The sequence below is a fragment of the Anoxybacillus sp. ST70 genome (assembly GCF_019553625.1).
Lineage (GTDB): Bacteria > Bacillota > Bacilli > Bacillales > Anoxybacillaceae > Anoxybacillus > Anoxybacillus gonensis.
The window spans coordinates 1-12,358 of sequence record NZ_JAHZOF010000011.1 but is presented as its reverse complement, the minus strand read 5'-3'; the positions used below and the strand labels follow the sequence as shown (position 1 = coordinate 12,358).

The window sequence follows — 12,358 nt, the reverse complement described above, 5'->3', positions numbered from 1 at the left end:
AGTAGTTGTGCTACAATAAATGAAGTGAACGTACAGTCGAGGAGGAACGAACATGAAAATGACGTTAGGTGTATTATACGGCGGCAAATCGCCTGAACATAAAGTATCATTACAAACGGCACGTTCGGTCATTAATGCCATAAATAAAGAAAAGTTTCGTGTCGTCCCCATTTACATTACGACCAATGGAGAATGGCTGCGTGGGGAAGCGATTGAAGGGGAAGTGCAACATGTGAAGCAGCTTGCTTTTCAACAAGGTTTACCAGCGCTTGCGTCTATTGCAAATCGTTCGGAAAAAAAAGAAGAGCGCATTGATGTTATTTTCCCTCTTTTACACGGGCCGAACGGAGAAGATGGAACAGTGCAAGGGATGTTAGAATTATTAAACGTACCGTATGTTGGGAACGGTGTGTTAGCATCAGCTGTCGGTATGGATAAGGTTGTTATGAAACAACTGTTTGCGCAAGCGGGATTAAAACAAGCACGTTACGTCTTTTTCTTGAAAAAAGAATGGGAAAAACATGAAGAAAACGTATATGAAACAGTAGAACGTGAGCTTGGCTATCCGTGTTTTGTCAAACCAGCCAATGCTGGTTCGAGCGTAGGAATAAGTAAATGTAAAAACCGTGAGCAGCTACAAGTGGCATTCCAAGAGGCGTTTCGTTACGATCGAAAAGTAATCGTCGAAGAAGCGATTGTTGGCCGTGAAGTAGAAATTGGGGTGATCGGAAACGATGAGCCAATTTGCTCTGTTGTTGGGGAAATTGTGCCGAAAAAAGAATTTTACGATTACGAAGCAAAATATGTCGATGGAAATACAGAATTAGTTATTCCAGCGAACATTACAGATAAAGAATACGAAACGATGAAACAAATGGCGCTTACCGCTTTTAAAGTGCTCGATTTAGCTGGATTAGTCCGCGCCGACTTTTTCTTGACGGCAGATGGGGAGGCGTATATTAACGAAGTCAATACGATGCCAGGCTTCACCCCATTTAGCATGTTCCCGCTTTTATGGAAACATACTGGCGTATCGTACGAGGAGTTAATTGAACGCCTTATTCAACTAGCGATTGAGCGATATGAAGAAAAACAAAACATTACGTATGTGTTTTAAGGTGATGATATGATTAAACGTTCATTAGCTAATATTCAAACAATGATTCCGAACAGCACGGTGGATGAGCGCTTTGCTTCCGTTGTCATTCACGGTGTGTCGACAGATACGCGTACAATTGAGCAAGGAAATTTGTACGTTCCGCTAAAAGGAGCGACATTTAACGGTCATCAATTCGTCATGCAGGCGTTTGAAAAAGGCGCAGCGGCTGCGCTATGGAGCACACATGAGCCAAATGCTCCGAAAGATGTGCCGCTCATTTTTGTTGATGATTCGCTCGTTGCATTGCAACAGCTAGCTCATGCGTATCGAAAACAACTTCGCACACGCATGATCGGTGTGACAGGGAGCAATGGAAAAACGACGACAAAAGATATGATCGCCTCTTTGCTTGGAACGGTATATCGTGTGCAAAAGACGGAAGGGAATTTAAATAATCATATTGGTGTGCCGCTAACGCTTCTCCGCCTCAAAGAAGAAACAGAATATGCAGTCGTTGAAATGGGGATGAGTGGGTTTGGAGAGATTGAATTACTCTCTACCATAGTTGAACCAGATGTGGCGATTATTACAAATATTGGTGAATCACATTTACAAGAGCTCGGTTCGCGTGAAGGAATTGCAACAGCGAAGTTTGAAATTGTAAAAGGCCTAAAACGTGACGGACTGTTTATTTATCACGGAGATGAACCGTTGTTGCAAACGCGTGTGGAAAGCGCTAATCTTTCGCATGTTCAAACGTTCGGCATGACAGCAGCAAACGATTATTATCCAACGGATATTCGTATTCAAGCGGACGGAACGACGTTTACAATAAATCATTGGCCAAACGAAGTATTTCATATGCCGCTTCTTGGCCGACACCATGTCATGAACGCTCTTGCAGCCATGGCAGTCGCTCGTTTCGCTTCTGTTGATGTGACCGATATGAAAAAAGGATTTTCGCGTTTATCTGTTACAAAAATGCGCACAGAAGTCATCAAACGCCATGACGGAGTGACGATCATTAACGATGCATATAACGCAAGTCCGACGTCGATGCGAGCGGCGCTTCAGTTGCTCGCACAATTGACACAATATCGTAAAAAAATTGCCGTTGTCGGCGATATGCTTGAATTAGGTGAACAAGAAATGGCTTTCCACGAACAAATTGGCGAGATGATCGATCCGCAAAAAATAGATTATGTACTTACGTACGGAGAGCGTGCCAAAGCGATCGCTGAACGGGCAAGCAAGCGGTTTAGCGAAGGACGTGTTCGTTCGTATACAAATAAGGCGCAATTAGCTGCAGACTTACAAGCGATGATGGGAGCGGGCGATGTTATTTTATTAAAAGCATCTCGCGGTATGAAGTTAGAGGAAATCATTTCTTTGTTAAATGAGTAAAAAGAAACGTTCAATTTGTTGAAAACATATGCATAAAATGGTATGATGAACAAGAGCTATTTACGGAATGAATTTCAACAAGGCACTTCCGTCTATACGGGAATGCCTTTTTTCGTAAGTTATTTGAAGAAGGAGTATGAAAACATTGGTTACATTTAAAGAATTTGGATTGAGTCCAGAAGTAATGAAAGCAGTTAGTAAAATGGGATTTGAAGAGGCAACACCGATTCAGGCGGCTACGATTCCGCTTAGTCTACAAAATCGTGATGTCATTGGTCAAGCGCAAACAGGAACAGGGAAAACGGCGGCATTCGGCATTCCGCTTGTTGAGAAAATTGATATGAACAACGATGCAGTGCAAGCGATCGTTGTTGCGCCAACGAGAGAGTTAGCTATTCAAGTGTCCGAAGAGTTATATAAAATCGGTTCAACGAAGCGTGTACGCGTGTTGCCGATTTACGGTGGGCAAGACATTGAGCGACAAATTCAGGCATTAAAAAAGCACCCACATATTGTTGTCGGTACGCCAGGACGTATTCTTGATCATATTCAACGTCGTACGCTCCGTTTGCAAAACGTGCATACGGTTGTGTTAGACGAAGCAGATGAAATGTTGAACATGGGATTTGTCGAAGACATTGAGGCGATTTTAAGCCACGTGCCGACAGAGCGTCAGACGCTTCTTTTTTCAGCGACGATGCCAGAGCCGATTCGTCGTATCGCTGAACGATTTATGAACAATCCGGAGCTCGTTCGTGTCAAAGCAAAAGAGATGACAGTTCCAAACATTGAACAATATTACATTGAAATTCAAGAAAAGAAAAAGTTTGACACGTTAACGCGTTTATTAGATATCCAATCTCCTGAGTTAGCGATCGTTTTCGGAAGAACGAAGCGTCGTGTCGATGAGCTAGCAGAAGCGCTCAATTTGCGTGGTTATGCGGCTGAAGGCATTCACGGTGATTTAAGCCAGGCGAAGCGTTTATCTGTGCTGCGTAAGTTTAAAGAAGGTTCGATTGATATTTTAGTTGCAACGGATGTCGCTGCACGCGGTTTAGATATTTCTGGTGTGACGCATGTATATAATTTCGATATTCCACAAGACCCAGAAAGCTATGTTCACCGTATTGGTCGCACAGGACGTGCTGGTAAAACGGGAATGGCGATTACGTTTGTTACACCTCGTGAAATCGGACAGTTACATCATATCGAGAAGACGACGAAGCGGAAAATGGAGCGCATGAAACCGCCAACGTTAGATGAAGCGCTTGAAGGTCAACAACGAGCAGCGATCGAAAAATTGCTGGCGACAATTGAGCATAACAATTTATCGTTTTACAAACGTGCAGCAGAAGAATTGTTAGAAGAACACGATTCCGTTTCACTTGTTGCCGCATGTATTAAAATGTTAACGAAAGAGCCTGATATGACGCCAGTACAGCTGACAGAAGAGCCACCGGTGATGAAAAAAGAGAAAAAGCGACAAGTGCAGACGCGTCAACGCCGCAATGAAACGCGTGGCCGTGGAGCGAAAACGCGTGCGAAACGATAGGAGCTGTCTTCATAGATAGCTTCTTTTTCTTTATTGGAGGGATATGGATGATTGTCGGGATTGGGATTGACATTGTGGAGTTAAGTCGCATTGCTCAATTGATCGAACAACAGCCAAAATTTATTGACCGCATTTTAACACATAATGAGCGCATTCGTTTTCAACAATTATCGTCAAAACGAAAAGTTGAATTTATGGCTGGGCGCTTTGCAGCAAAAGAAGCGTATGCGAAAGCGGTGGGGACGGGGATTGGCACACATGTTTCATTTCACGATATTGAAATTCAAAATGATGAAAACGGTAAGCCATATATCGTTTCCACGTCATTGAATGAACGTGTGCACGTCTCCATTTCTCATAGCGAACATTATGCTGTTGCTCAAGTAATCATTGAACGCTTGTCAAGCTAGTCTGCATATTCTCCCGCTTGACCTCATATGATGGCTTATGAAGGAAGTCCAAATGAGGTAAAGGGGTTGAAAAAATGAGACGAACATTGCTTTTTTGGTGCCTGCTTCTTTTTGTTGTAGGCAGTTTGGCCGCTTGCGGAGAAAAGTCGCAACAAGATGTATTAAAAGCGCTCGATGAAAAAGTGCAAACGATGTCTGGGTACAAAGCAGAAGCAAAAATGACGCTTCAAACAGGAACAGAACCACAAGTGTATGAAATTGAAATTTGGCATAAGTCGCCAAACTACTACCGAGTGAACTTAAAAAATGCTCAGCGTGACCAACATCAAATGATTTTGCGTAACGATGAAGGAGTATTTGTATTAACGCCAGCGTTAAATAAAAGTTTTCGCTTTCAAAGCGACTGGCCGCAAAATACAAGTCAAGTATACTTGTATGAATCGCTCGTGAAAGACATTTTAGCTGATTCGAAAGCAGACTTTAAAGCAACAAACAATCATTATATATTCCAAACGAAAACAAATTACGAAAACAAAAAAATGTTGCCAAAACAAGAGATTACATTAAACAAGAAAGACTTAACACCAGTCAAAGTGACCGTTATGGATATTGACTCGCAACCGATGTTAACGGTCGAGTTTTCGAAAGTAGAGTGGAACGCCGCGTTTGATGATAATGCTTTTGACGTAAGTAAAAACATGACGAGAGCGAAGTTAGAAAACGAACAAGAAGTAACAAAAGAAGCGAATCAACAAGCAGTGCCAGTCATGTATCCGACATATGAGCTCGATGGGGTGAAACTTGTCGAAGAAAAAGAATTTACAACAGCAAACGGCAAGCGAATTGTCATGACATTTGCCGGAGAAAAATCGTTTACGCTTGTACAAGAAAAAGCGCATGCTGTACCAACAGCGAACGTATCGACAACGGTTAAAGGTGAGCCTGTTGATTTAGGATTTGCGGTTGGGGCAATGACAAGCGGAACGTTGACGTGGACGTATAAAGGGGTCGATTTTATTCTCGCTTCCCAAGACTTAACGAAAGATGAAATGGTCGCGATTGCTCGTTCCGTACAAGGAAAGATGATGAAGTAAGACTCGCATGGCGGGTCTTTATTTTTTTGTTGACATGACGCAAGGAGAAAAGAAATAATCAAACGTGAACACATTTTTGAAGGGGTATGAAGGATGGATCAAGCATTTTATCGCGATACATGGGCAGAAATTGATTTAGATGCCATTTTTTATAATGTGCAATCGATGAAGCAGCATGTCGGTCCGCATGTCGAAGTCATTGCTGTGGTGAAGGCGAACGCTTATGGACATGGGGATATCCAAGTAGCGAAAACCGCGCTAGAAGCAGGTGCAACGAGATTAGCAGTCGCTTTTTTAGATGAAGCGCTAGCGCTGAGAAAAAAAGGGGTTTCTTTAGACGTACCGATTCTCGTACTTGGAGCGACAAACCCTCAATATGCGTCGTTAGCCGCCAGTCAAAACATTGCGTTAACTGTTTTTCGAGCCGAATGGTTTGAACAAGCATTCATGTATGGACCGTATGAGCAACCGTTGAACGTTCATATAAAATTGGATACAGGGATGGGGCGACTAGGAGTTAAAACGAAAGAAGAAGTGCAACGAATTGTAAACATAGTGGAACAAAAAGAATCGTTTGTTATTGAAGGAGTATATACGCATTTTGCAACAGCCGATGAACAAAATGTTGACTATTTTTCGTTTCAATACGATACATTTATGCACATGCTAGAGTGGCTTCCTGCAAAACCTCCGCTCATTCATTGCGCCAATAGCGCCGCGGGACTGCGTTATCCTGATCGAGTATTTAATGCCGTACGCTTAGGCATCTCGATGTATGGGTTGGCACCGTCGCAAGAAATGAAACCATTGTTACCTTATCCGTTAAAAGAAGCGTTCTCGCTCCATAGTCGTTTAACGCATGTAAAAAAGGTGAAAGCTGGAGAAAAAATAAGCTATGGAGCGACATATGAGGCAAAAGCAGATGAGTGGATTGGTACGGTTCCAATCGGTTACGCAGACGGTTGGTTACGTCGTATGCAACATTTTTCTGTTCTTGTTGATGGAAAGCGCGCCCCTATTGTTGGACGTGTTTGTATGGACCAAATGATGATTCGTCTGCCGTATGAGCTTCCTGTCGGTACAAAAGTGACGCTCATCGGTGAACAAAAAGGTGAACGCATTTCTGTTGATGATGTTGCAACCCATTTGAACACAATTAATTATGAAATTCCTTGTACAATTAGTTATCGTGTTCCCCGTATTTTTTTAAAAAACAAGAGTATAATTGAAGTGAGAAATGCGGTATTATAGTAGATGGGTGCAATGAGAACGATTGTTTTCGAAAAATTTCTACAAAATTTGGACGAATGATGCTGGAAATGACTTTGCATCGCGATGATGAAATGGTATGATGTAAATTGGGAGCAACTATGTGGTTGTAGTTTAGTTGGAGGTGTGTGTTTGTGTCTGAATCCAGCGCAACAACAGAAATTGTTATTCGGTTACCGCAGGCGTTAGTGAGCGAATTAGATGGAATTGTGAAGCAAGAAAACGGCAGCCGAAATGAGCTCATTTATCAAGCGATGAAAATGTACATCCGCGAACGGAAAAAACGTCAAATTCGAGAAGCGATGAGACGTGGGTATATGGAGATGGCGAAAATTAATTTGTCGCTTGCATCGGAGGCTTTTCTTGCGGAATATGAAGCTGACCACACCGTTGAACGCTTAGTTAGCGGGGGGTAATCTTTTGATTGTCAAACGTGGTGACGTGTATTTTGCCGATCTTTCTCCAGTAGTTGGATCTGAGCAAGGGGGCGTGCGCCCTGTGCTTGTTATTCAAAATGACATTGGGAACCGTTTCAGTCCAACCGTCATTGTTGCTGCCATTACTGCGCAAATCCAAAAAGCGAAGTTGCCTACACATGTTGAAATCGACGCAAAGCGCTACGGATTTGAACGGGACTCTGTCATTTTGCTTGAACAAATTCGGACGATTGATAAACAGCGTCTGACAGATAAGATTACCCATCTAGATGACGAGATGATGGATAAAGTAGATGAAGCGTTGCAAATTAGTCTCGGTCTTATTGATTTTTAATATGTCGAAAAATAGCTACATTGTGTAGCTATTTTTGTTTAGAGGAGGAATTTTGTTTGGAACTACTAAAGCAGTTGGCTATGAAATTACATATTCCGTTTGTCAACGTCCAACAAGTTATTCAGCTTTATGAGGAAGGGAATACGATTCCGTTTATTGCTCGTTACCGAAAAGAAATGACTGGCGCGCTCGATGAAGTGCAAATTCGCACCATTTTAGATGAATGGCATTACTTGCAAAACTTAGCGAAGCGAAAAGAAGAAGTGATTCGTTTAATTGATGAACAAGGAAAGTTGACGGACGAACTGAAAGAAGCGATTACAAAAGCGACGAAACTGCAAGAAGTAGAAGACTTATATCGTCCATATAAACAAAAGCGACGAACAAAAGCGACAATTGCGAAAGAAAAAGGGTTGGAACCTTTTGCAGAATGGTTATTAACGTTTCCGAATGAGTCGATTACAGAACGAGCACAATTGTTTATTGATGAGCAAAAAGAAGTACATACGATCGAAGAAGTGATCCAAGGTGCGAAAGATATTATTGCTGAAAAAGTGTCCGATGACGCCACGCTTCGTCAATGGATTCGTCAGCAAACGTGGCAAACAGGAATGATCGTTTCTGTTGGAAAAGAAGTAGAAAAAGACGAAAAGCGTGTATTTGAAATGTATTACGATCACCGTGAACCGGTCGCTAAAGCGCCTGCCCACCGTGTTTTAGCAATGAACCGCGGCGAAAATGAAGGAATTTTACGCATTGCAATTGATGTAGATGCTGAACGAATCATTACATACATTCGTAAACAAGTTATACAAAATGAGCGCTCATCGGCAGCTGACATTGTTGCTGAGGCGATTGAAGATGCATATAAACGTTTGATTGCTCCGTCTATTGAGCGAGAGGTACGAAATGAGTTGACAGAACATGCGGAAGAACGAGCGATCCACATTTTCGCTGAAAACTTACGCAACTTGCTGCTGCAACCACCGTTAAAAGGCAAGGTCGTTTTAGGGATCGACCCAGCATATCGTACAGGATGTAAGTTAGCCGTCGTCGATGAAACCGGAAAGGTACTTCATATTGATGTCATTTATCCACATCCACCGAAAAATGAGGTGGAGAAAGCGAAAGAAAAATTAAAGCAATTGCTTCATATGTATCAAGTAGAGTTAATTGCGATTGGAAACGGAACGGCATCGCGAGAGACAGAGCAGTTTGTAGCTGATACAATTTCTGAGTGGGAAGGAAACGTGTTTTATTTAATTGTCAATGAAGCAGGGGCAAGTGTATATTCTGCATCAGATTTAGCGCGTAAAGAGTTTCCACATCTGCAAGTGGAGGAACGAAGCGCTGTATCGATTGCTCGACGCGTTCAAGACCCGCTTGCTGAATTAGTAAAAATTGATCCGAAGTCTGTAGGAGTTGGGCAATATCAGCATGACGTGTCGCAAAAAAAGCTTGAGCAATCGTTGCAATTTGTCGTAGAAACGGTTGTCAACCAAGTTGGTGTAAACGTGAATACAGCTTCTCCAACATTGCTGCAATATGTATCTGGCTTAACGAAGACAGTGGCCGAAAATATTGTGAAATACCGTGAAGAACACGGGAAGTTTACAAATCGTGTGCAATTAAAACATATTCCGCGCCTTGGAGCGAAAACGTACGAGCAATGCATCGGGTTTTTGCGCATCATAGATGGAGATGAGCCGTTAGACCGCACACCAATCCACCCTGAGCGATATGAAGAAGTGTATCAATTGTTACGACGCCTCGGTTTTTCGACAGAAGCGATCGGAAGTGAGCAATTGCGAGTTGCACTTGAAGGGATAAATATAGAAGAAACAGCACAAGAATTGAACATAGGGGTATTGACGCTCCAAGATATTATCGATGCACTTAAGCGCCCAGAGCGCGATCCGCGCGATGATTTGCCGAAGCCAATCCTCAAGCAACATGTGTTGAAGATGGAGGATTTGAAAAAAGGTATGGAATTAGAGGGAACAGTACGAAACGTCGTCGATTTCGGTGTATTCGTAGATATCGGTGTGAAACAAGATGGACTTGTTCATATTTCCAAACTAAGCAATCGATATGTGAAACATCCGCTTGATGTTGTGTCAGTCGGGGATATTGTAAAAGTATGGGTTGATTCGGTCGATTTGCAAAAAGAGCGCATTGCTTTAACAATGATTCCTCCAACATCGGAAAACACACTGTCATGAGCAGTGTGTTTTCCGGTAAAAAAACCAACATTGATTGAGAAGTTTAATTTGAGCGCGATTTTTCTCATAATATGCACGGCGCATTTGGTTTTTTAGCCACATCGGCATGACGATCACCTTCAAATTGTTTTTTATTATGTTATGAGTAAAAGAGCCCAATGGTGAAAGGACGGAAAGAAAATGGATGAGCGCGAGTTGCAGGAGCTTGTTGAGTGCATATCGTTACATATATTTCATAAGCCATTTCGGCATCGAGCACTATTTAATGACCGGTTAAAGACGACAGGCGGGAGGTATTTACTTTCTACACATAACATTGAACTGAATCGAAAATATTACGAACAACACGGGGAAGAAGAACTCATTCAAGTAATTAAGCACGAATTATGCCACTATCATTTGCACTTAGAAGGAAAAGGTTATCGCCATCGTGATCGTGATTTTCGAGAATTGTTACAAAAAGTACAAGCTCCACGCTTTTGCAAACCTGTTGTATTAGCAAAGACAGGAAAGAAATATTATTATGAATGCACATCATGCCATTATATATATGTGCGTAAAAGAGCGATGGATACGAATCGATATGTATGTGGACGCTGTCGAGGAAAATTAAAAAAAATAAAAAGAGAGTGTTGACAAGCCAAATCTTTATATGCTAAATTATAAAAGCCGTCGTTATTCAACGAGAAAAAACAAGTGAGAAAAAGACGGTTGACAGACGTAAAAAGAATAAATATAATATAAGCAGTCCTAATGATTAGATTGTTCCGCAGTAGCTCAGTGACGAGCAACGCTTCTTTGAATAAGTTGCGAGTTGCCTCGATGCATCCATCATCATTGAGTATACTAGTAGAGGAAGAGGCAGTAAAGTTAAACTATAATATTGGTTGGGTAGTATGAGCCACTTTTGTTATTATTCCGCAGTAGCTCAGTGGTAGAGCACTCGGCTGTTAACCGAGCGGTCGTAGGTTCGAATCCTACCTGCGGAGCCATTGGAGAAGTACCCAAGTGGCTGAAGGGGACGGTTTGCTAAACCGTTAGGTCGTTCTTTTACGGCGCGCGGGTTCAAATCCCGCCTTCTCCGCCAGGAAGATAATGAATATGGCCCGTTGGTCAAGTGGTTAAGACACCGCCCTTTCACGGCGGTAACACGGGTTCGAATCCCGTACGGGTCATCCTTTGGAGTGCTCATTTTGTTCACTCCATTTTATTTCGGAGGATTAGCTCAGCTGGGAGAGCACTTGCCTTACAAGCAAGGGGTCGGCGGTTCGATCCCGTCATCCTCCACTCTTGTTGGTCCCGTGGTGTAGTGGTTAACATGCCTGCCTGTCACGCAGGAGATCGCGGGTTCGATCCCCGTCGGGACCGCCATTAAAAAAAGTTTTTATAGCGTTTCAACATACATGTTCAATTGTTTATTGGGCTATAGCCAAGCGGTAAGGCAACGGACTTTGACTCCGTGATGCGCTGGTTCGAATCCAGCTAGCCCAGCCATTGACGTAATGAGCCATTAGCTCAGCAACGAGCAAAACTTCTTCGAATATGTTGCGAGTTGTCCCGACGCACTTGACATCTTGAGTGTGCTAGTAGAGGAAGGGACAGGTAAAGCAAAATTGAATAAGGTTTTTTAATTTATTAATGAGCCATTAGCTCAGCAGGTAGAGCATCTGACTTTTAATCAGAGGGTCGGAGGTTCGAGTCCTCCATGGCTCACCATGTATGCGGGTGTGGCGGAATTGGCAGACGCACCAGACTTAGGATCTGGCGCCTTTGGCGTGGGGGTTCAAGTCCCTCCACCCGCACCAGTCGGTCGGTTTTTTAACAATATGCGGTCGTGGCGGAATGGCAGACGCGCTAGGTTGAGGGCCTAGTGGGGGCAACCCCGTGGAGGTTCAAGTCCTCTCGGCCGCATCTAAAAAACTTGACTTTGATTGATGAAATGTGATATATTGAAAAGGTCGTTAAAAATGCGCCCGTAGCTCAATTGGATAGAGCATCTGACTACGGATCAGAAGGTTAGGGGTTCGAATCCTCTCGGGCGCGCCATGTTTATATCAATGAGGACGGGAAGTAGCTCAGCTTGGTAGAGCACATGGTTTGGGACCATGGGGTCGCAGGTTCGAATCCTGTCTTCCCGACCATCTCGTATGTAATATTGATAAAAATCAATCAACAATATGCGGGTGTAGTTTAGTGGTAAAACCTCAGCCACGAGCGACACTTCGCTGAATCAGCTACGAGTTGCCTCGACGCATCAATCATCTTCGGATTTGCTAGTAGAGGAAGAGGCATGATTGGTCGTAGTATGTAATGTTGATGAAAATCAATTAACAACGTGCGGGTGTAGTTTAGTGGTAAAACCTCAGCCTTCCAAGCTGATGTCGTGGGTTCGATTCCCATCACCCGCTTTGATGTTCCTTGAAAACTGAACGAAGCGAAAAGCGTACAGAAGCTAAGGATAACTTTTCTATGGAGAGTTTGATCCTGGCTCAGGACGAACGCTGGCGGCGTGCCTAATACATGCAAGTCGAGCGGAC

Annotated in this window: 11 protein-coding genes, 12 tRNA genes and 1 rRNA gene; 23 read left to right on the top strand and 1 reads right to left on the bottom strand. The window is 43.0% G+C overall.

Annotation, left to right across the window (positions count from 1 at the left end; all coding sequences use genetic code 11):
- Positions 1-52 precede the first annotated feature (52 nt).
- The 9 genes from K1I43_RS13100 (at position 53) to K1I43_RS13060 (ending at position 9,821) form a co-directional block, all read left to right on the top strand.
- Positions 53-1,117 carry a D-alanine--D-alanine ligase gene (locus tag K1I43_RS13100; RefSeq protein WP_019416575.1) on the top strand — a complete coding sequence of 355 codons (1,065 nt, stop codon included), beginning with the start codon at positions 53-55 and terminating at the stop codon, positions 1,115-1,117.
- A gap of 9 nt (positions 1,118-1,126) precedes the next feature.
- A complete protein-coding gene (locus tag K1I43_RS13095; RefSeq protein ID WP_009362373.1) occupies positions 1,127-2,503 on the top strand; it encodes a UDP-N-acetylmuramoyl-tripeptide--D-alanyl-D-alanine ligase in 1,377 nt (458 codons plus the stop codon).
- A 145-nt stretch (positions 2,504-2,648) separates the two neighbouring features.
- Entirely contained in the window at positions 2,649-4,055 is a 1,407-nt protein-coding gene (cshA, locus tag K1I43_RS13090; RefSeq protein WP_255572242.1) for a degradosome RNA helicase CshA, read from the top strand.
- A 47-nt stretch (positions 4,056-4,102) separates the two neighbouring features.
- Positions 4,103-4,465, top strand: a complete 363-nt coding sequence (acpS, locus tag K1I43_RS13085) for a holo-ACP synthase (RefSeq protein WP_019416577.1) — start codon at positions 4,103-4,105, stop codon at positions 4,463-4,465.
- Between the two features lie 74 nt (positions 4,466-4,539).
- Positions 4,540-5,559, top strand: coding sequence for a LolA family protein (locus K1I43_RS13080; RefSeq protein WP_009362370.1), 1,020 nt, complete (start codon positions 4,540-4,542; stop codon positions 5,557-5,559).
- A gap of 93 nt (positions 5,560-5,652) precedes the next feature.
- Positions 5,653-6,810, top strand: coding sequence for an alanine racemase (alr, locus tag K1I43_RS13075; RefSeq protein ID WP_019416578.1), 1,158 nt, complete (start codon positions 5,653-5,655; stop codon positions 6,808-6,810).
- A gap of 152 nt (positions 6,811-6,962) precedes the next feature.
- The gene (locus K1I43_RS13070) at positions 6,963-7,244 is read left to right on the top strand and encodes a CopG family ribbon-helix-helix protein (protein WP_003398486.1); all 282 of its coding nucleotides are present in this window, start codon (positions 6,963-6,965) and stop codon (positions 7,242-7,244) included.
- 4 nt (positions 7,245-7,248) lie between these two features.
- Positions 7,249-7,599, top strand: coding sequence for a type II toxin-antitoxin system endoribonuclease NdoA (gene ndoA, locus K1I43_RS13065; protein ID WP_003253417.1), 351 nt, complete (start codon positions 7,249-7,251; stop codon positions 7,597-7,599).
- 56 nt (positions 7,600-7,655) lie between these two features.
- Positions 7,656-9,821 carry a Tex family protein gene (locus K1I43_RS13060; protein WP_026011467.1) on the top strand — a complete coding sequence of 722 codons (2,166 nt, stop codon included), beginning with the start codon at positions 7,656-7,658 and terminating at the stop codon, positions 9,819-9,821.
- Here the strand turns inward: K1I43_RS13060 and cmpA are convergent.
- Entirely contained in the window at positions 9,816-9,929 is a 114-nt protein-coding gene (cmpA, locus tag K1I43_RS13055) for a cortex morphogenetic protein CmpA (protein WP_012573928.1), read from the bottom strand. The genes K1I43_RS13060 and cmpA overlap by 6 nt on opposite strands.
- A 72-nt stretch (positions 9,930-10,001) precedes the next feature.
- On the opposite strand from cmpA, the gene K1I43_RS13050 reads away from it, so the two are divergent.
- From K1I43_RS13050 to K1I43_RS12985, 14 genes are all read left to right on the top strand, one after another.
- Positions 10,002-10,457: a SprT family protein gene (locus K1I43_RS13050; protein WP_019416580.1), complete on the top strand. Its 456-nt coding sequence runs from the start codon at positions 10,002-10,004 to the stop codon at positions 10,455-10,457.
- 281 nt (positions 10,458-10,738) lie between these two features.
- Positions 10,739-10,813 (top strand) — tRNA-Asn (locus K1I43_RS13045).
- Positions 10,814-10,815: 2 nt separating this feature from the next.
- A tRNA-Ser gene (locus K1I43_RS13040) sits at positions 10,816-10,908 on the top strand.
- Between the two features lie 16 nt (positions 10,909-10,924).
- A tRNA-Glu gene (locus tag K1I43_RS13035) sits at positions 10,925-10,996 on the top strand.
- A gap of 39 nt (positions 10,997-11,035) precedes the next feature.
- A tRNA-Val gene (locus K1I43_RS13030) sits at positions 11,036-11,108 on the top strand.
- Positions 11,109-11,116: 8 nt separating this feature from the next.
- Positions 11,117-11,192 (top strand) — tRNA-Asp (locus tag K1I43_RS13025).
- Between the two features lie 48 nt (positions 11,193-11,240).
- Positions 11,241-11,315, top strand: a tRNA-Gln gene (locus K1I43_RS13020).
- Positions 11,316-11,461: 146 nt separating this feature from the next.
- Positions 11,462-11,537 (top strand) — tRNA-Lys (locus K1I43_RS13015).
- Between the two features lie 5 nt (positions 11,538-11,542).
- Positions 11,543-11,626: transfer RNA gene (locus tag K1I43_RS13010), tRNA-Leu, on the top strand.
- A gap of 23 nt (positions 11,627-11,649) precedes the next feature.
- Positions 11,650-11,732, top strand: a tRNA-Leu gene (locus tag K1I43_RS13005).
- A 58-nt stretch (positions 11,733-11,790) separates the two neighbouring features.
- Positions 11,791-11,867: transfer RNA gene (locus tag K1I43_RS13000), tRNA-Arg, on the top strand.
- 18 nt (positions 11,868-11,885) lie between these two features.
- Positions 11,886-11,962, top strand: a tRNA-Pro gene (locus tag K1I43_RS12995).
- A 196-nt stretch (positions 11,963-12,158) separates the two neighbouring features.
- A tRNA-Gly gene (locus K1I43_RS12990) sits at positions 12,159-12,229 on the top strand.
- A 58-nt stretch (positions 12,230-12,287) separates the two neighbouring features.
- Positions 12,288-12,358, top strand: a 16S ribosomal RNA gene (locus tag K1I43_RS12985); the annotation flags it as partial.